The 18,844-nt window shown below is 68.2% G+C and carries 17 protein-coding genes and 2 tRNA genes; 11 read left to right on the top strand and 8 right to left on the bottom strand.

Annotation, left to right across the window (positions count from 1 at the left end; genetic code table 11):
- Positions 1-19: 19 nt before the first annotated feature.
- Positions 20-889 (bottom strand): SGNH/GDSL hydrolase family protein, encoded by an 870-nt coding sequence (locus C560_RS0107280; protein ID WP_026537678.1) that lies wholly within the window; start codon positions 887-889, stop codon positions 20-22.
- A gap of 94 nt (positions 890-983) precedes the next feature.
- On the opposite strand from C560_RS0107280, the gene C560_RS0107275 reads away from it, so the two are divergent.
- Positions 984-1,640 carry an alpha/beta hydrolase gene (locus C560_RS0107275; RefSeq protein WP_026537677.1) on the top strand — a complete coding sequence of 219 codons (657 nt, stop codon included), beginning with the start codon at positions 984-986 and terminating at the stop codon, positions 1,638-1,640.
- Between the two features lie 57 nt (positions 1,641-1,697).
- Here the strand turns inward: C560_RS0107275 and C560_RS0107270 are convergent, their stop codons facing one another.
- A complete protein-coding gene (locus C560_RS0107270; protein ID WP_018774572.1) occupies positions 1,698-1,934 on the bottom strand; it encodes an RNA-binding S4 domain-containing protein in 237 nt (78 codons plus the stop codon).
- Between the two features lie 33 nt (positions 1,935-1,967).
- Between C560_RS0107270 and C560_RS0107265 the strand changes: the two genes are divergently transcribed.
- The 3 genes from C560_RS0107265 to C560_RS0107255 all read left to right on the top strand — a co-directional run bounded on the left by C560_RS0107265 (position 1,968) and on the right by C560_RS0107255 (position 5,485).
- Positions 1,968-2,933, top strand: coding sequence for a DMT family transporter (locus tag C560_RS0107265; RefSeq protein ID WP_026537676.1), 966 nt, complete (start codon positions 1,968-1,970; stop codon positions 2,931-2,933).
- A 150-nt stretch (positions 2,934-3,083) separates the two neighbouring features.
- Positions 3,084-4,469, top strand: a complete 1,386-nt coding sequence (locus tag C560_RS0107260; RefSeq protein WP_018774570.1) for a glycine--tRNA ligase — start codon at positions 3,084-3,086, stop codon at positions 4,467-4,469.
- 2 nt (positions 4,470-4,471) lie between these two features.
- Positions 4,472-5,485 (top strand): GNAT family N-acetyltransferase, encoded by a 1,014-nt coding sequence (locus C560_RS0107255; RefSeq protein ID WP_026537675.1) that lies wholly within the window; start codon positions 4,472-4,474, stop codon positions 5,483-5,485.
- A 100-nt stretch (positions 5,486-5,585) separates the two neighbouring features.
- Here the strand turns inward: C560_RS0107255 and C560_RS0107250 are convergent, their stop codons facing one another.
- The 4 genes from C560_RS0107250 to C560_RS21395 all read right to left on the bottom strand — a co-directional run bounded on the left by C560_RS0107250 (position 5,586) and on the right by C560_RS21395 (position 9,573).
- On the bottom strand, positions 5,586-7,025 hold the full coding sequence (locus tag C560_RS0107250) for a short-chain fatty acid transporter (RefSeq protein ID WP_081801647.1): 1,440 nt from the start codon (positions 7,023-7,025) through the stop codon (positions 5,586-5,588).
- Between the two features lie 70 nt (positions 7,026-7,095).
- The gene (locus C560_RS0107245; RefSeq protein ID WP_026537673.1) at positions 7,096-7,950 is read right to left on the bottom strand and encodes a lysophospholipid acyltransferase family protein; all 855 of its coding nucleotides are present in this window, start codon (positions 7,948-7,950) and stop codon (positions 7,096-7,098) included.
- 46 nt (positions 7,951-7,996) lie between these two features.
- Positions 7,997-8,809 (bottom strand): DUF1295 domain-containing protein, encoded by an 813-nt coding sequence (locus C560_RS0107235; protein WP_026537672.1) that lies wholly within the window; start codon positions 8,807-8,809, stop codon positions 7,997-7,999.
- Positions 8,809-9,573 (bottom strand): alpha/beta hydrolase, encoded by a 765-nt coding sequence (locus C560_RS21395; RefSeq protein ID WP_043422761.1) that lies wholly within the window; start codon positions 9,571-9,573, stop codon positions 8,809-8,811. The genes C560_RS0107235 and C560_RS21395 overlap by 1 nt, the downstream gene beginning before the upstream one ends.
- A 257-nt stretch (positions 9,574-9,830) precedes the next feature.
- On the opposite strand from C560_RS21395, the gene C560_RS0107225 reads away from it, so the two are divergent.
- The 7 genes from C560_RS0107225 (at position 9,831) to C560_RS0107195 (ending at position 17,669) form a co-directional block, all read left to right on the top strand.
- Positions 9,831-11,204 carry an FAD-binding oxidoreductase gene (locus C560_RS0107225; RefSeq protein ID WP_026537671.1) on the top strand — a complete coding sequence of 458 codons (1,374 nt, stop codon included), beginning with the start codon at positions 9,831-9,833 and terminating at the stop codon, positions 11,202-11,204.
- A 69-nt stretch (positions 11,205-11,273) separates the two neighbouring features.
- Positions 11,274-12,767, top strand: coding sequence for a YibE/F family protein (locus tag C560_RS0107220; protein WP_231494290.1), 1,494 nt, complete (start codon positions 11,274-11,276; stop codon positions 12,765-12,767).
- Positions 12,768-12,866: 99 nt separating this feature from the next.
- On the top strand, positions 12,867-14,045 hold the full coding sequence (gene dusB, locus C560_RS0107215) for a tRNA dihydrouridine synthase DusB (RefSeq protein WP_018774562.1): 1,179 nt from the start codon (positions 12,867-12,869) through the stop codon (positions 14,043-14,045).
- Positions 14,038-15,327, top strand: a complete 1,290-nt coding sequence (locus C560_RS0107210; protein ID WP_026537669.1) for a deoxyguanosinetriphosphate triphosphohydrolase — start codon at positions 14,038-14,040, stop codon at positions 15,325-15,327. The genes dusB and C560_RS0107210 overlap by 8 nt, the downstream gene beginning before the upstream one ends.
- Positions 15,328-15,379: 52 nt before the next feature.
- A complete protein-coding gene (gene dnaG, locus C560_RS0107205; RefSeq protein ID WP_026537668.1) occupies positions 15,380-17,335 on the top strand; it encodes a DNA primase in 1,956 nt (651 codons plus the stop codon).
- A 53-nt stretch (positions 17,336-17,388) separates the two neighbouring features.
- Positions 17,389-17,461: transfer RNA gene (locus C560_RS0107200), tRNA-Asn, on the top strand.
- A gap of 135 nt (positions 17,462-17,596) precedes the next feature.
- Positions 17,597-17,669, top strand: a tRNA-Asn gene (locus tag C560_RS0107195).
- 120 nt (positions 17,670-17,789) lie between these two features.
- On the opposite strand, the gene C560_RS0107190 is transcribed toward C560_RS0107195, so the two are convergent.
- Together C560_RS0107190 and C560_RS0107185 are read right to left on the bottom strand one after the other, a co-directional pair.
- Positions 17,790-18,197, bottom strand: a complete 408-nt coding sequence (locus tag C560_RS0107190; protein ID WP_026537667.1) for a hypothetical protein — start codon at positions 18,195-18,197, stop codon at positions 17,790-17,792.
- A gap of 358 nt (positions 18,198-18,555) precedes the next feature.
- Positions 18,556-18,844 (bottom strand): IS3 family transposase (locus C560_RS0107185; protein ID WP_026537666.1); only part of this gene is annotated, 289 nt, incomplete at its 5' end.

Below are 18,844 nucleotides of genomic sequence, written 5' to 3'. Positions count from 1 at the left end.
CAGGCTCAGGACCGCAGCCTCAGGATCGTACGGGGGCCTCGGCGCCGGGCGGGCCTTCGCCGGAGCCAAGCGGAACGCCGGGACCGAACACCGGGCCGGCCAGCGGCCGCTTGGCCGTCATGCCGTCGCCGGAGGAGCGGTGCCGCAGCCGCCGCACCACCCAGGGGACGAAATACTCCCTGGCCCACACCAGGTCCCCGCTGCGCGCCTCGCGCCAACTGCGCTGTGGCAGCGGTTTGGGGGAGAGGGGCTGGAGGGTGTGCTCGACGTTGAGCGAATCCAGCACCATGGCCGCGATCGTGTGGTGGCCCAGCGGTGAGAAATGCAGCCGGTCGACGTTCCACATCTGCGGGTCATTGAGTTGGCGCAGCGACCACATGTCCGCGATCACGGCGTCGTGGCGGGCGGCGATCGTGCGCAGGTTCTCGTTGTAAATGGCCACCTTGCTGCGGATGCGGCCAAGCACCGTGGAGCCGGTATCCGGGCCGTTGAACAGGACAACGGTGGCGCCGCCCAGGCTGAGGATCTGCACCACCGAGTCCAGCTTTTCGGCCAGCACGTCCGGATCGCCGCCGGGGCGGATGAGGTCGTTGCCGCCTGCGGAGAGCGTGATGAGGTCCGGTTTGAGGGACAGGCAGTGCGCCATTTGCTGGTCCACGATCTGCTGCAGGAGCCGGCCGCGGACGGCCAGGTTGGCGTAAGCGAAGTCGTTGTGCCCACGGCTGAGTTCTTCGGCCACGCGGTCTGCCCAGCCCCGGTGGCCGCCCGGACTGGCTGGTTCCGGGTCGCCGATGCCCTCCGTGAAAGAGTCGCCCATCGCCACATAGCGGGTCCAAGGGTGGGTGACGGTGTCTGCGGCGGCGGCTGAGGTGCCCGGTGAATTTTCCATGGGATCGGTATTGCTCACCCCCTTATCCTGCACCGTTCCCGATAAGCTGCGCCACCGTCAGTTGTTACCGACGGGTAACTGTAAGAATAGTTCCATGACTCACGCTGACGCCTTCCCCGCCCCTGTCGTCCAATGGTCCCAGCCGGAGCAGGAACGGGCCGGCAAGCCGCTTCTTGTCCTGCTGCATGGCTACGGCGCCAACGAACAGGATCTGCTCAGCCTGGCGGAAATGCTCCCGCAGGACTTCGCGGTGGCCTCGTTGCGCGCCCCGATCGCCATGGGTCCGGGCTTCACCTGGTTCCCGCTGACAGCGTCCATTGACTATTCGCTCGACGCCGTCAAGGTCGCCGCAGCGTATGTCCAGGACTGGCTCGACGGCGTCAAAGCCAACCACCCGTCGGTGACACTGCTGGGATTCTCGATGGGCATGGCCATGGCGACCACGTTGTTGCGGCAGCGCCCGGGGGACTTTGCCGCCGTCGTCGGCCTGTCCGGGTTTGTCGTCGACGCCGGTGATGACCCCAGCTTCCGCGACGGCGAACTGGACGGCACTGTGCCGCTTTTCTGGGGCCGGGACCAGCAGGACCCCGTGATCACCGAGGACAAGATCGACTACACCATCGGCTGGGTCCGCAAGCATGTGAAGCTCACCAAAGTCCTCTACACGGGCATGTGGCACGGCATCAACCAGCAGGAAATCGGTCACGTCTCGGAGTTCCTCACGCACGTGGTGCTCAACTCCAAGAAGTAGCCGCGCCGGGGAAATGTGCGCCGGAGAAGCAGCCGCACCGGAGAAGCGGGCGGGCGGCTAGGCGGCCGGGGGCGCGCTGATCCGCACGGTCCGGCCGTTTACGGTGACGGTGTCGCCGTCGTGCAGCTGGCGGCCGCGGCGCTCATCGATTTCGCCGTTGACCTTCACCAGCCCGTTCTTGATCAGCTCCGCGGCCTCCACGCCGTCCTCCACCAGATTCGCAAGTTTCAGCAGCTGGCCCAGCCGGATCATGCTGTCGCGGATGGTGATGTCTTCGAATTCCGGATTGCTCATACAAGCAATGATGCCTGACCTAAGGTGACACCAATGACCCACACCCCCCGTCTGCCGCTGATCGTCGGCCTGCCCATGGCCGTCGCGACCGGACTGTTCATCCCGATCCAGGGCCGGATCAACGGTGCGCTCGGGGTGGCGCTGGGGGACGGAATCGGTGCCGCCGTCGTCAGCTTCAGCACCGGGCTGGCCGTCATGGTGGCCATTTCCCTGGCATTGCCCCGGGGCCGGGCCGGGCTGGCACGGATCCTGCCGGCCGTGCGCGAACGGCAGTTTCCGCCGTACTACGTCCTGGCCGGCTGCATTGGCGCCCTCTTCGTCTTCGCCCAGTCCTTCACCGTGGGACTGCTCGGCGTCGCCCTCTTCACGGTGGCCGCCGTGACGGGGCAGACCCTCAGCGGCCTGCTGGTGGACCGGATGGGGATCGGACCGGCGGGAAAGAGGCCCATTACCGGCATCCGGGTGCTCGGCAGTGTGCTCACCGTCGCCGCCGTCGCCTGGGCGGTGTCGCCCCGGTTCAGCGCCGGGGAATCCGGGCTGCAGCTGCTGGTTCCCGTGCTGCTTCCGCTCCTGGCCGGGTTCCTGATGAGTTTCCAGCAGGCCATGAACGGCACAGCCACCGTGCACTACGGCACCCCCATCGCCGCGACACTGGTGAACTTCATCGCCGGAGCGGCACTGCTGTGGGTGGCATGGCTGATCAAACTCGCCGTGGCCGGTGCCGGCAACCCCCTCCCGGCGCAGTGGTGGTACTACCTTGGCGGCCCGCTCGGCTGCATCTTCATCGGCATCGGCGCCCTCCTGGTCCGCAGCCTGGGCGTGCTGGTCACCGGCCTCGGGATGATCGCCGGCCAGCTGCTGGGGTCCCTCGGGCTGGACCTGATACTGCCGGTGCCCGGAACGGTGATCACCCTCCCGACAGTCCTCGGCACGGTCCTGACGCTCGGCGCCATCGTCCTGGCCACCCTGCCTTGGCCCAAGGGCGCGCTGAAGCGGTAGCGGGCCGGTAGGCTTGGAGTTTGCATCGCACTGTTCGTACCGCTTTGTTCGTATCGCTTTGTTCGTATCGTCCCGGCCGGCAACCAGCCGGCGTCCCGGGGCCAACACCACGGACCGCACCCAGCGGCCCTGTAGAAAATTGGAGTTCCCATGGCAGCAAAATCCGTCCTCGACCAGATCATTTCCCTCGCCAAGCGCCGGGGATTCGTTTTCCAGGCCGGTGAAATCTATGGTGGCTCCCGTTCTGCCTGGGACTACGGGCCGCTCGGCGCCGAGCTCAAGGAAAACATCAAGCGCCAGTGGTGGCAGTCCGTCGTCCGCGGCCGCGAAGACGTCGTAGGCCTGGATTCCTCCGTCATCCTTCCCCGCCAGGTCTGGGAGGCCTCCGGCCACGTCGATGTGTTCTCCGACCCGCTGGTGGAGTGCCTGTCCTGCCACAAGCGCTACCGCGCGGACCACCTCGAAGAAGAGTACGAGGAGAAGAAGGGCCGTCCCGCCGAGAACGGCCTCAAGGACATCGCCTGCGCCAACTGCGGCACCCGCGGCCAGTGGACTGAGCCGCACGAATTCTCCGGGCTGCTCAAGACCTACCTTGGCCCCGTCGCCAGCGAAGAAGGCCTGCACTACCTGCGGCCCGAGACGGCCCAGGGCATCTTCGTGAACTTCGGCAACGTCCTGACCACCTCGCGGAAGAAGCCGCCTTTCGGCATCGGCCAGATCGGCAAGTCCTTCCGCAACGAGATCACGCCCGGCAACTTCATCTTCCGCACCCGTGAGTTCGAGCAGATGGAGATGGAATTCTTCGTCGAGCCCGGCACCGACGAGCAGTGGCACGAGTACTGGATGAAGGAACGCATGTCCTGGTACACGGGCCTGGGCATCCGCGAAGAGAACCTGCGCTTCTTCGAGCACCCGCTGGACAAGCTCAGCCACTACTCCAAGGGCACCACGGACATCGAATACCGTTTCGGCTTCCAGGGCTCGGAGTGGGGCGAGCTCGAGGGCATCGCCAACCGCACCGACTTTGACCTCTCTACCCACGCCAAGGCCTCCGGCGCGGACCTGAGCTACTTCAACCAGGCCACCAACGAGCGCTATACCCCGTACGTGATCGAGCCCGCCGCCGGCCTCACCCGCTCGTTCATGGCCTTCATGATCGATGCCTACACCGAGGACGAGGCCCCCAACGCCAAGGGCGGGGTGGACATCCGCACCGTGCTCAAGCTCGATCCGCGCCTGGCGCCGGTGAAGGCTGCCGTGCTGCCGCTGAGCCGCAACGAGGACCTGTCCCCGAAGGCCAAGGACCTCGCAGCGCAGCTGCGCAAGAGCTGGAACATCGAGTTCGACGACGCCGGCGCCATCGGCCGCCGCTACCGCCGCCAGGACGAGATCGGCACCCCGTTCTGCATCACCGTGGACTTCGACACGCTCGAGGACCAGGCCGTCACCATCCGCGAACGCGACACCATGAGCCAGGAACGCGTCTCCCTGGACAAGGTGGAGGGTTACCTGGCCGCACGGCTGATCGGCGCCTGATCATGGCCATCGCATACCGGGAATGGCGGGAAGGCGACGACCTGGCCCTGCTGGAAATCTGGGGCGGCCCTGAGACCGTCCAGGCCGGACAATTCCGCGGCACGCTGGCGCCCTCGGGCAACTCGCCGTGGCGCCGCTGCATCGTGGCCGAGGACGTCGTGGACGGTGTCGCCATTCCCGTGGCGGCCGCCGTGGTCCACGAGGCCTCGCTGCACCCGGAACGGCTCTGGGCGTATGTCGAGGTCGCCCGGGACCACCGCCGCGCCGGCCTCGGGTCCACGCTGCTGACCATGCTGCGGCACGAGGCCGCCCAGGCGCCGTCGGGCGTATCCAGACTGCGCTGCAAAGTGGAGCCGGGCACCCCCGGGGCGGCGTTTGCCGAGGCCGCGGGCCTGGCCCCGATCCAGCGTTCCCGCCTCGTCGTGGTTGACCCGGCACCGCTCAAGCTGCCGGTGTTCGGCGACGGGTCGGAGTCCGCGGCCACCGACCAGGTCGAAGACCTGGCCACAGGCTCGGTGGAGCTCAGCGACGTCGTGGGACGCTACTACACCGCCGTGCACGGCTGGGACAGCCCGGGGGAGCTGAGCGTCGCCGCAGTGCAGCGCCTGTTCCTCGATGACCTCAGCGGCGCCCACGGAGCGATCGTGCTGCGGGCGCCCAAGGCCAGCGCCTTCGGGCACGGCATCGCGGCCAGCCGCAAGGGCCGGCTGGAGGGGTTCGCCATCAGCTACGCGGCGGCAACTCCGGGGGCCGACGGCGGCGCAGATGCAGGTGCCGGCGCCGGCGGCTCGGCCGGGCCCACTGAGGTTTTCCTCGGGCACGAACCCAAGCTCGGCGCGGATGAAGCCCGGGCCGCCGTCCGGGACCTCTTGGCCCTGATCGCTTACCAGCACCCGGTGATGCTCGAACTGGACGACGCAATGACCGCCCTGCGCACCGTCGTCGAACCGCTGCTCGAGAGCGGCAAGGCCCACGTCCAGGGCTCGGAAACGCTCGTCGTCTCCGACCCGGCCTAGGCCTCACCCCGACTGACCCGCAGCTGCGGCCGTAATGAAGCTTGATAACGGCCGCAGCTGCGGGTCAGCCTGCGTTAAGACACAGTGGTTGGGGGCGCAGTTATTTGGGCATCACCGGCGGCACGAAGTCGAAGGTCATGCCCAGCAGCCAGACAAGCAGCAGGACCACTGGCAGGTGGAAGACGAACTGCAGGAAGGTGAAGCCCACCAGGTCCCGGGCGCGCAGGCGCAGCACCGCGAGCAGCGGCAGCATGAAGAACGGGTTGACCAGGTTCGGCAGCGCCTCGGCGATGTTGTAGATCTGCACGGTCCAGCCGAGGTTCATCTGCACGTCGGTGGCCGACTGCATCACGTAGGGCGCCTCCACCAGCCATTTTCCGCCGCCGGAGGGGACCAGGATGCCCAGCACGGCCGTGTACAGGGCAATGACGACGGCGAAGCCGCCGCCGCTGCCGATGTCCGAGAAGAACGCCGCGAGGTGCGTGGACAGGCTCATACCGCCGGCTCCCGTGGCCTTGGTCAGGATGGCCGCCATCGCCGCGTACAGCGGGAACTGCACGAGGATGCCCGCGGTGGCCGGGACGGCCTTCGTGACTGCCTGCAGGAAGTTCCGCGGCGTCCCGTGCAGGACCAGGCCCAGGATGAGGAACACCAGCAGGTAGCCGTTGAGGCTGCTGACCACGCTGAGGAACGGCTTGGTGAGGAACTGCGAGACGAGCCAGCCGAGCGTGAGGACGCCGGCCAGGATCGGCAGGACCCGGCTGTATTCGAGCCATTCGCCCGGCCGGGAACGCGGCGCGGACTCGGCCGGCTCATCGTCCAGGTCTACGCCCAGATCCTCTGCGGTGCGGATCGAACCGCCCTGGGGTGCGGAGAAGTGCGCAATCACCGTGGTCAGGGCCATCAGGATGGCCAGCGTCAGCAGCGACTGCCAGGTGAAAATTGTGGTGCCGAAGTCCAGGATGCCCGTGATTTTCAGCAGCGCCGGCGGCAGTGACGCGGCCGTGGCCTGCAGCTGCGCGGCAGAGGAGGACAGCCCCAGGGCCCAGACGGCGCCGAGGCCCATGAAGGCCGCCGCGCCCAGGGCCCGGTAGTCCACCGTCAGGTCCTTGCGGCGGGCGATCGCGCGGGCCAGCAGCCCGCCGAAGATCAGGCTGAGCCCCCAGTTGAGGAAGGACACGGACATGGCCAGCACGGCCACGAAGCTCACCGCGGTCCGCGCCGTTGACGGCACGAGGGCCAGCCTGCTGATCAGCCCCGCAACGGGCGGGGAGGTGGCTACGACGTAGCCGGTGAGGACCACCATGGCCATCTGCAGGGTAAAGGCCGTCAGGTCCCAGAAGCCGTTGCCGAACGAGTCGGCGATCGCCTGGGGCGTGGCGCCGATGGCCAGGGCGGCCACCGCGATGATGACGACGCCGGCGAGGGCGAAGATGTAGGCGTCCGGGAACCACCGCTCCGTCCACGCCGCCATTCGTTGGGCTATCCGGGCGAGACCGCGTTCTTCGGTTCCGCCCTTGGTCACGACTGTGCTTGCCACAGGTGTCCCTCTCCATTGAGTGCTTTTTGTACCCCATGGAGTTTAGTCAAGACGATGGCGGAAGTAGGGCTTATCGGCGCCGGGCACCCGCGCGCCGGGGGCCGTCGGCCTCGTCGAGCCGGCGTCGTTCCTCCTCCGTCGGGGCGCCTCCGCCGAGACCTGCCGGCATCCACCAGGCCCCGGGGGCCGGGTGCAGGGGGAAGTCGGCGATGCCGGCGTCGATCCCGTCCTGCAGCGTCTTGGCCAGGCGCGCCGTCGCCGTCCGGGCGTCGTCGGCCGGGTCCGGGAGCGAGCCGGGAAGGATCGGTTCGCCGACGTGGATGCGGACCGGGGCGCGCCAGGCGCGCCGCGGCGAGAAGGCATGGTGGCGGGTCATCAGCCGGTGGGCGCCCCAGATGGAGACCGGGATGATCGGCACGCCGGCCTCGGCGGCCATCCGCACCGCACCGGTCTTGCATTCGCGCACCGTGAAGCTGCGGCTCACGCCGGCCTCGGGCAGGACGGCGACGTATTCGCCCTCCCTCAGCCGGGCGACGGCGGCGTCGTAGGCGTGTGCCCCCGACCCGTACCCGACCACCACATGCCCGGCGGCGCTGACCGCGGGGCCGGCAAACCAGTGGTCGGCGGCGCCCTGCGTGACGAGGAAACGCAGCTGGGCCCGGCTGTGCCACCACAGCAGCATCTCGGCAAAGGCAAAGTCGAGGTAGCCGAAGTGCGTGATCGCGACGACGGCGCCCCGGCCGGGCACCACCGGACGGGACGGGGCGCGGGTGGATGCGCCGCGGACTGATGCGCCGGGCGGCCCGGGTGGCAGATGCTCCCGGCCCGTGACGAGGACGCGGATCCGAAACAGCCAGCGCAGCGCCAGCCCGGTGCGGACGATGAAACGGTAGAACCGGTCGCTGGGCTCCGGCCGCCACTTCACGGGCCGCCAGCCCAGCCCATGCCGGGCACCTCCCGGGCCCCGCATGTCAGTGCCCGCCCACCCGCCGCCGGGGCGGCCAGGGCAGGAAGCCGGAGGTGGATTCGATGTATTCCTTGTAACCGGGACGGGCGGACATTGCTTTTTCCGTCAGCGGCTTCCCGGTCTTGCCGGCAAGAGTCCAGATCATCAGGGCGGGGGAGAGGATGGTCAGGACCCCCGGCCAGGAATCGGCGGCCACGAGGAAGAGCCCTGCCCAGACGGCGGCGTCGCCGAAATAGTTGGGGTGGCGGGTGTAGCGCCACAGGCCGGTGTTGAGGACGGTGCCGCGCCTGGCGGGATCGGCCTTGAACTGCGCCAGCTGCCAGTCGCCGACCGTCTCGAACACGAAGCCCAGGATCCAGAGCAGGACGCCGGCAAAGGCCAGCCAGCCCAGGCCTCCCGTGGCGAACATGCCGACCTGGATGGTGAGCGAGACGAAGAACATCACCAGCCCCTGGGGCAGGTAGACCCGCCGCAGGGCATAGACGTTGCGTGATCCGGGCGCCGCGGAAAGCATGTCCACGTAGCGCGGGTCCTCGTGGCCGCCGCGCGCGCGTGCCCCGATGTGGACGGCGAGGCGGATACCCCAGACCGCAACCAGGGCGAGCAGCAGCAGCCGCCTGCCGGCGTCGCCGTATCCGGCGGAAAGCCCCCAGGAGATGCCGGCCACCACCACGAAGCCAAGGCCCCAGACGGTGTCGATGACCGAGTGCCGGTTCTGCCGCACGGCAACCGCGAACGTCACTCCCAGCAGCACCACGAGTCCCGCGATGACCCATGGCAGGCTGGCCAGGAAAGCGTCGAGCGGGAACGGCGGCATCACAACACCACCGGCATACGTGTTCCGGCTGCCGGCGGGGCGCTGCCGAGGGCGCCGCGCAATGCGTCCCTGGCGCCGGAGATCTCGGCGCCTGTTGCCTCGCCGAAGGCATCCAGGACGTAGCCGTTCGCCAGCACGTTCCACAGCGCCAGCCGGCGGACCATGAAGTGGCCGGCAGCCTTGAGCGAGACGTAGTCAACGGACGCGGCGACGCCCTCGGCTCGCCGGGCATAGTCCAGGGATTTCGCCGGGCTGGTCCAGCGGTCCTCGGTCCCGTGGACGATCAGGACCCGGCGGCCTGCGACAGGCTGGACCGAGGTTTTGTGATTGAGCCACGGGGCGAGCGCGACGACGGCCTCGACCTGCGGGGTGTCGGCCACGCACAGCGCCGTGAGACCGCCCATGGAGTGGCCCAGCAGGTACACCGGCACGCCGGGATGTTCCTGGTTGATCCGGGCGAGCGCCCAGCGGGCATCGTGAACGGGGGACATGTCCTCCCCGTTCCAGCCGCGGTACCGGTTGCGCAGGGTCCACACGGCCAGCCCATGCGGGCCACCCTGCCGGTGAAGCGCCCGGGCGAAGGGCACCATCCGGGCCGGGCTCAGGTGCCGGCCGCGGACGGCGTCATAACTGTCGGCCCGTCCGCCGTGCAGGACCAACGCGACTCCGCGGGTCTCCCCGGCGGCTTCGGCGATGGTCAGCACGGCTTTGGCGGCAGGCCCGGAACGGCCCGCCTCCGGCTCGCGGTCGTCGAGTTTGCGCATAGCCACGTATGTGTCCTTCCGGTCCTTCGTCCGTCAATTACCAACCATAGGTTGCGGCCCCCTCCCGTCAAGACAGGTGGTCCCCCAGTATGGATTCGGAGCCGGCGCCCCCGGTGATGGGTGCGGCTTGCCGTGAACCCTTGACGTGGGAATCCGGTAAGAGTAGGCATGTGCAGGTAAACCTCCGGGCGCCACGCCGGCTGGGAGCGCAGAGGACCGTCCGGTCGAATCTCACGACGAAATCGACGGTATAGAAAATGAACGGAACACAGTTCGATAGCCTGCGCGGGCAAGTCCGCGGACAGATCATCACGCCCGGCGACGCCGGCTACGACGCGGCACGTGCGGTCTTCAACGGCATGATCGATAAAAGGCCGGCAGCGGTGGCCCAGGTATCCCAGGTGGCCGATGTCATCTCCTGCGTCAACTTCGCCCGGGACAACGCCCTGGACCTGGCGGTCCGCGGAGGAGGACACAGCGCCCCGGGCTTTGGCACCTGGGATGACGCCCTGGTCATCGACTTCTCCAACATGACCGGCGTCCGGGTCGACCCCGCAGCCGCGACGGCGCGCGCGGAGCCGGGTGCGACGTGGGCCGACTTCAACCACGCGACCCATGCCTTCGGGCTGGCAACTCCTGGCGGCATTGTCGGCTCGACCGGCATCGCCGGGCTGACCCTCGGCGGCGGCATCGGGTACCTGAGCCGCAAGTACGGCCTCAGCTGCGACAACCTCCTCTCCGCCGACGTCGTCACGGCCGAGGGCAAGTTCCTTACCGCCAGCGAAAGCGAGAACGAGGACCTGTTCTGGGCGTTGCGCGGCGGCGGCGGGAACTTCGGCGTCGTGACATCGTTCGAGTACAGGATGCACCCCGTGGACATGGTCCACGCCGGCATCATCATTTACCCCATCGAGCATGCTGAGACGGTGGCAAGGTTCTACCGGGACCACATGGCCAGCGCCCCCGAAGAGTTTGGCGCATTCCTGGGCTTCCACCAAGGTCCGCCAGTTCCGTTCCTGCCCGAGGAGTGGCACGGCAAACCGGTGTGCGTCGTCGTCGGCATGTGGACCGGCGATCCGGCGGAAGGGCCGGCACGCTGGCAGCCGTTCCTGGACGCCGCACCGGCGGCGGGATCCATGGTGGGGCCGATGCCGTACCCCGCCTTGAACACCGCTTTCGACCCGCTGCAGCCCCCCGGCATGCAGGCCTACTGGAAAGCGGATTTTCTGGCCGAGCTCAACGACGGCGCCATCGCCGCGCACATCGAACACGGCAGCAAGGTCCCCAGCGTGCAGACCGCGGTTCACCTCTACCCCATCGATGGTGCGGTCCAGCGGGTGGGCGCCACGGACACGGCGTTCGCCAACCGGAACGTGAAGTTCTCGCCCGTGATCGCGGCGCAGTGGCTGGACCCCGCGGAAAACGAGGCAAACATCGCGTGGGTACGGGACTACGCGGCCGCGCTGCGGCCCTATTCGGCTCCCGGCGGCTACATCAACTTCATGGACGGGGATGATCTGCCCAGGATTGCGGAGAACTACGGGGAGAACTACAAGCGGCTGAGGGAGGTCAAAGCCAAGTACGATCCGCAGAACCTCTTCCACGTCAACCAGAACATCGCGCCGGCGTAAGCGCGGCGCCATCGGTCCGGGGCGGCCCCGCCCACGCCGTAGAGTTTTCGGCATGAGGTTGAACTGCTGATGGGCGCCGGACACTCGCACTCCCATAACGAACATCCGGAGCCCACGCCTCAAATGCTGGCGGCGCGGAGGAAGGCCAACTGGATCCTGGCGGCCATCCTGATCCCGCTGACGCTGCTGACCCTGGCGGCCATGGCCTTCATGTGGCCCTCGGGAAGCAAGGAAGGCATCACGCTGGCCAGCCCGTACGCGGCGGCCCCGGGGGTGACGTTTGATACCGGCAAGATCCAGCGGGTCGTCGTCGGCAGCTGTTCAGATGTCCAGGCCGGCGGCGACGCCGCGGCCCAGCAGGGCGCCCCCGGTTCCGGCGCCGCGCCGCAGCCCCCGAACGAGGGCTCGCAATGCACGTTTGCCTACACCGAGCCGGACAAGGGCGGCAACCCGGTGAAGGTGGTCATCAACCCCGACGTGGCGAAGTCCCACGGCGTGAAGCCCGGGGACGGCATCCGCTACCTGAACCTCTCGAGGGTGCAGGGCGCCGCGGGCCAGGGCGCGCCGGCCTACGTCTTCGTCGACTTTGTCCGGACACTGCCCATCATCTTCCTGGCCGTGCTCTACGCCGTCGTCGTGATCGCCGTGGCGCGCTGGCGCGGCCTGCGGGCGCTGATCGGACTCGTCGGCGCCTACGTCGTGCTTGTCTCATTCATGCTGCCCGGGCTGGTCGAGGGCAAGCCGCCGCTGCTGCTGGCGCTCGTGGGATCCACGGTGATCATGATCGGGGTGCTCTACTTCGCCCACGGCTTCTCGGCCCGCACGTCGACGGCGCTGCTCGGGACGATGTTCGGCCTCGCCATCACAGCGCTGCTGGCGGCCTGGGCCACCGACGCCGCCAACCTCGCCGGTGTGGGCAGCCACGACGCTGCCACACTGACCAACATCTCGGACAACATCTCGATTTCCGGCATCATCCTGTGCGGACTGATCATTTCCGGGCTGGGCGTGCTCAACGACGTCACCATCACGCAGTCCTCGGCCGTCTGGGAACTGTGGGAACTCGCCCCCGAAACCAGCGCCCGGCAGCTCTTCACGTCCGCCATGCGGATCGGCCGGGACCACATCGCCTCCACCGTCTACACCATCGCGTTTGCCTACGCCGGTGCGGCCCTGCCGGTGCTGATCCTGGTCATGCTCTACGAGCGGCCGCTCGGGGACGCCCTGACCAGCGCCGAGCTCTCCGAGGAAGTCATCCGCACCCTCGTCGGCTCCGTGGGACTCGTCCTGGCCGTGCCGGTCACCACCCTCATCGCTGTGCTGGTGGTCAAGGCCACCGGCATCAGGGGCGGTGTGGTGGCAAGGTCCGCATCGGATGTGGGCCAGCCGGATGTGGGCCGTCTGGATGGGGACGCGCCGGATCGGAGCCGGACGGATCGGGGCCGGCCGGACCGGACCGCGCCGGATTGGGGCGGGTCCGAACCGGGCGGGTCCGAATCGGGCGGGTCCGACGGCGCCGGTGCTGCCACCCGCCGCGGGCGGCGGGCCGCACTGCGGGGCTGACGGGGGATCTGCGGCGCCCAAACGCTGCCGTAGAGGGGAGATTTCCACATAGCGGGAGCGGGACCGGGCCGATTTGCCCGTCTTTGAGACAATGGTCGGGTGACTGTTGTAGCAACCCCTCCCGCCCCCAAGCTGGAACTCCCGCCCCTGAAGCTGGGCCCGATCACCGTGGACACCCCCGTGATCCTGGCGCCCATGGCGGGCATCACCAACTCCGCCTTCCGCAGGCTGTGCCGTGAATACGGCGGCGGCCTGTATGTGGCGGAGATGGTCACCTCCCGCGCCCTCGTCGAGCGCACGCCGGAGTCGCTGCGCATCATTTCGCACGACGACGACGAAAAAGTCCGCTCCGTCCAGCTGTACGGCGTGGACCCCGTCACCGTCGGACAGGCCGTCCGGATGCTGGTCGAGGAGGACCGGGCGGACCACATCGACCTCAACTTCGGCTGCCCCGTGCCCAAGGTCACCCGGCGCGGCGGCGGATCGGCCCTGCCGTGGAAGATCGACCTCTTCACCTCGATCGTCCAGACAGCGGTGAAGGAAGCCTCCAAGGGCAACGTCCCGCTGACCATCAAGATGCGCAAGGGCATCGACGAGGACCACCTGACCTACCTCGATGCCGGCCGGATCGCCCGCGATTCCGGCGTCGCCGCCGTCGCCCTTCACGGCCGCACGGCCGCCCAGTTCTATTCCGGCCAGGCCGACTGGTCCGCCATTGCCCGGCTGCGTGAGGCGCTGCCGGACATTCCCGTCCTCGGCAACGGAGATATCTGGTCCGCGGAGGACGCGGTCCGGATGGTCCGCGAAACGGGTGTGGACGGCGTCGTCGTCGGCCGCGGCTGCCAGGGCAGGCCCTGGCTGTTCGGCGACCTCATGGCCGCGTTCGAAGGCAGCGACCAGCGGCACCGGCCGGACCTGCGCCAGGTGGCCGAGAGCGTGTACCGGCACGCCGAGCTCATGGTCGAGACGTTCGGGGACGAGGGCAAGGCCCTGCGCGAAATCCGCAAGCACATTGCCTGGTACTTCAAGGGCTACGTGGTCGGCAGCGAACTGCGGACCAAGCTGGCGCTCGTCACCAGCCTGGAGGTGCTGCGCGGGACCCTGGACCAGCTGGACCTCGACTCGCCGTATCCCGGAGGCGACGCCGAGGGTCCGCGCGGCCGCGCCGGCTCTCCGAAAAAACCGGCACTCCCGAAGGACTGGCTGCTGAACCGGACGCTGGACGACGCGCAGACCCGCGACATCTCCTTCGCCGAACTGGACGTCTCCGGTGGCTGAGACCCGGACCACCGCCCCCGTCCTGGACGGCTACACCTCCCGCGACTGGGCCCGCTGGGTTGAGGAGCCGCCCAAGAGCACTTACCGGTCGGACTTCGAGCGTGACCGTGCACGGGTCCTGCACTCCTCTGCGCTGCGCCGGCTCGGCGCGAAGACCCAGGTGGTGGCCCCGGATACCGACGACTTCGTCCGGACCCGGCTCACCCACAGCCTCGAAGTCGCCCAGGTGGGCCGCGAACTGGGCCGTGCGCTGGGCTGTGACCCCGACGTCGTGGACACCGCATGCCTTAGCCATGACCTGGGCCACCCGCCTTTCGGCCACAATGGCGAAGCGGCCCTCAACGAGGTGGCGCACGCGATCGGAGGCTTCGAAGGCAACGCCCAGACGCTGCGGCTGCTGAGCCGGCTGGAGCCAAAGGTCCTGGCCGCCGACGGCCGGCCGGCCGGCCTGAACCTGACCCGGGCCAGCCTCGACGCCGCTGCCAAATACCCGTGGTCCGCTGTAAACGCCCCGGTCATCCACGGGGAGCGGACCAGCAAGTTCGGCGCCTACGAGGACGACCTCCCCATTTTCGACTGGATCCGCGACGGCGCCCCGGAACGCCGGTCCTGCCTCGAAGCGCAGGTCATGGACCTGGCGGACGATATCTCCTACTCGGTGCACGACGTCGAGGACGCGATCGTGGCAGGGCATTTCCAGCTGCGCTGGATGGACAACCCGGACCACCGCGCCCGCGTCGTCGGTTACGCCAAGCAGTGGTATCTGCCGCACAACGATCCCGCCGCGATCGACGCCGCGCTGGCCCGGCTCGAGGCCACGGATGTCTGGGTGCGCGAGGCCGACGGCAGCCGTAAGGCCATGGCGGCGCTCAAGGACATGACCAGCCAGCTCATCGGCCGCTTCTGCCAGAGCGCGCTGGAGGCCACCCGCACGGTCTACGGCCCGGAAAACCTGACCCGTTACAACGCGGAGCTGATCGTCCCGGATGAGACCGTCATGGAAATCGCGGTGATGAAGGGCCTCGCCACTACCTTCGTGATGACCACCGAACACCGGCAGCCCATCTATGAGCGCCAGCGCGAGGTCCTGCATGCCCTCGTCACTGCGCTCAGCGCCACGGGGGAGCGTCACCTGGAGCCGATGTTCGCCGCCGACTGGCTCGACGCGGGCGACGACGCCGCGCGGCTGCGCGTCGTCATCGATCAGGTCGCGTCGCTGACGGACGGCTCGGCGCTGGCCATGTACGAGCGTCTCGTGGGCAGCCTGCCGTCGCTGTGGTGAAGACCGCCATGACCGGACCGTCGGCGTCGTACCCGGGGACTAGGATGGCACTGTGGCCGGCCTGATCAAACGTGAAGACATCGATGAAGTGCGCCAGCGCACCGACATCAAGGAAGTCGTCGATGGCTACGTGACGCTCAAGGGTGCCGGGCTGGGGTCCTACAAGGGTCTGTGCCCCTTCCACGACGAACGCTCACCCTCTTTCACGGTTCGCCCCCAGGTTGGCCGGTACCACTGCTTTGGCTGCGGCGAGGACGGCGACGTCATCTCCTTCGTCCAAAAGCTGGACCACATCTCCTTCCACGAGGCCGTCGAGAAGCTGGCCCACCGGATCGGCTTCGAGCTCCACTACGAGGACGGCGGGTCCGGGCCCAACCGGGAGGACATCGGCCGGCGCCAGCGTCTCCTGGACGCGCACAAGGTGGCCGACGAGTTCTTCCGCGCCCAGCTGCTGACCCCCGGCGCCGCGGAGGGCCGCAACTTCCTCTACGGGCGCGGCTTCGACCGTGCGGCGGCCGAACAGTTTGGTGTGGGCTACGCACCGCAGGGCTGGGACTCGCTCCTCAAACACCTTCGCGGCCGCGGCTACACGGACGCCGAGCTCAAGCTCACAGGCATGTTTTCAGAAGGTGGCCGGGGGATTTATGACCGTTTCCGCGGCCGGCTGATCTGGCCGATCCGGGACATCGCCGGCGACACCATCGGCTTCGGCGCACGCAAGCTCTACGAGGACGACCAAGGTCCGAAGTACCTGAACACCCCCGAAACCGCGCTCTATAAGAAGTCCCAGGTCCTCTACGGAATCGACCTCGCCAAGCGGAACATCGCCAAGGACCGCCAGCTGGTGGTCGTCGAAGGCTACACCGACGTCATGGCCTGCCACCTGGCCGGAATTCCGACGGCCGTAGCCACGTGCGGGACCGCCTTCGGCACCGAGCACATCAAGATCGCCCGCCGGCTGCTCTCCGATGACGGGAGCGGGGGAGAGGTCATCTTCACCTTCGACGGCGACGCCGCCGGGCAGAAGGCGGCCCTGCGCGCCTTCGAAGAGGACCAGCGGTTTGTCGCGCAAACCTTCGTTGCGGTCGAACCCAACGGCGCAGACCCCTGCGAACTGCGCCAGTCCAAGGGCGACTCCGCCGTCCGGGACTTGATCGGGAGCCGCCGACCGCTGTTTGAGTTTGCCATCCGGGCCACCCTGAAGCGGCACAATCTGGACACCGTCGAGGGCCGGATCGCGGCCCTGCGTGAATCCGCGCCCGTGGTGGCGCAGATCCGCGACGCCGGAATCCGGCCGGCCTATGCCCGGGAGCTCGCCGGCTGGCTGGGGATGCCGGTCGAGGAGGTCAGCAGGGCCGTCGGTGCGGCGACCAAGCGCGCCGCGCAGGCCGCATCGGCTCCGCCGGGCGGCGGCCAGGCCCAGAGCCATGGGCAGGGCGGCGGGCAGGGCTATGCCGGGTCCGGCCGCGGCTACGCCGGGACCGCGCCCGGCGTTGCCCCCTTGCCGCCGTCGGCCGTACTCCCGTCCTTCAATCGCCCTGATCCCCGGGACCCCGTGGCGGCGATGGAGCGTCAGGCGCTCGAGGTCGCGCTGCAGGAACCCGGCATGCTCGAGGGCGAGACTTGGCAGCGCTTCTCGGAAGCGCGGTTCTCCACCCCCGCCTATCTGGCCATCCACGAGGCCATCCGGGCCACCGGACTCGGGTTTTCCGGCGACCCGGTGCGCTGGGTCGAGCAGTTGCTGCAGGAGGTCCCTGAACCGCTGCGCCCGCTCGTGTCCGAGCTCTCCGTGGTGCCCCTGCCGGCCAACACTCCCGAAGGCGTCCTGCGCTACTGCAAGGACATCCTCGCCCGCTTGTTCGAACTCCAGATCACCCGGGTCAAGGCCGAGAAGATGGGCCAGCTGCAGCGCCTGGACGCCTCGGCTGACCCCGAGGAATTCCAGCGGCTGAATCGCGAACTCATGCAGCTTGAGATGCAGCGGCGGTCCCTGCGCTCGGACGCCTGAGCCGCCGATTTCGTTTCCCGGGCTGGTGTTTGCTAGGCTTATACCCGCTTCATTCCTCCTTAGCTCAATTGGCAGAGCATTCGACTGTTAATCGAAGGGTTGCTGGTTCAAGTCCAGCAGGAGGAGCGCGCAGTCCCCGTTCCGGGTTCCGGAACGGGGACTTTTTTATACCCGGAGGGGGTATTTCGTGACTGGCTGGCGCCGGCTCCGCGGCCGATTTCCCTACCGGCAAAACCTTTGCTAATGTCGTACCTGCTTCATTCCTCCTTAGCTCAATTGGCAGAGCATTCGACTGTTAATCGAAGGGTTGCTGGTTCAAGTCCAGCAGGAGGAGCGGACAGGTCCCGCGGCCGGTGAAAACCAGCCGCGGGGCCTTTTTTATTTCTCCGTTTGTTACTCCGTCAGCGGGCTGGGCTTCCAGCCGGACGTCCCAAGGGCAGTTCAGGTGGCGGGATCAGACGAAGTACATTTCCACCTGGAGGAAGCGCTGGGCCTCGGCGACCGCTGCCTGGAAGGCCTCCTGCTCGGTGGGTGACTTCCGCGGCTCCCGCGGGTGCCATTCATGCGGCGCCGAGTGCACCTGGGTGAATCCGCCGCCCGGGGGCGCATAGAAGATGCCGAACCGTTGCACCGGCCACTCCGGGGAAGATTCCGGTGCCACGAGGAGGGCGGAGTCATAGGCAGGGTTGTACCACTGGGCAATTGGGCGCCGGCGGTCTTCGGTGAACAGGCCGGCGGCGAACAGGGCCGCCGACTGCGGACTGGTCTGGGCGCACAAGCGATCCCACCACAGGGGCAGGATTCCGGCGTCGCACCGCTGCCAAGTGGCCGGAAGGGGCGGGTGATCCTGCCTGTCGGGCATGAAATAACTTTATCGCCCGCCGCGGACGTCGAACAGGGTGCGACGGGGCGCAGGGCTGCGGGCCAGGGACAGGGCTCTGGGTGCGGTTGTGCCCGGTGTACACGCTATTCGGGCTGCCCGGGGGACATGTCCGGTCGTGGTCCTGACGGGTGGACATAGTGCCGATATGTCCAGCCCCGGGCGCCAAGAATGGGCATGCCCCGCCGGGGAAGCCGCGAAGAATGGGCATGCCCGGCATGTGGTCGGCTCAGCGCGGCTGCCCGGGGGGGGCATGCTCGGTGCTGGCGGGATGCCGGTGGGGACATGTCCAGCCGTGGTCCTGAACTGGTCCCCGAAAGTTGGACTGGTTGGTAAGAGCCTAGGCTGCGAGGGCCTGGGTCCGGTATTGCAGCGGGCTCAGGCCCTCGAGCTTTGTTGAGATTCGTTCGGTGTTGTACCAGCGGATGTACTCGTGCAGCGCCTCTGCCAGTGCGTCGGTGCTGATGAACCGGACATGGTGGAAGAGCTCTTCCTTGAGGTGACCGAAGAAGTTCTCGATCACCGCGTTGTCGTAGCAGTTGCCCTTACGGGACATCGATTGAACCGCGCCGGCACCCTCCAGAAGAACGCGCCAGGAGATGTGCCGGTACTGGAAACCCTGATCCGAA

The organism is Arthrobacter sp. 9MFCol3.1 (assembly GCF_000620385.1).
Taxonomy (GTDB): Bacteria; Actinomycetota; Actinomycetes; order Actinomycetales; family Micrococcaceae; genus Arthrobacter.
This window is presented reverse-complemented; position numbering and strand designations above follow the sequence as displayed.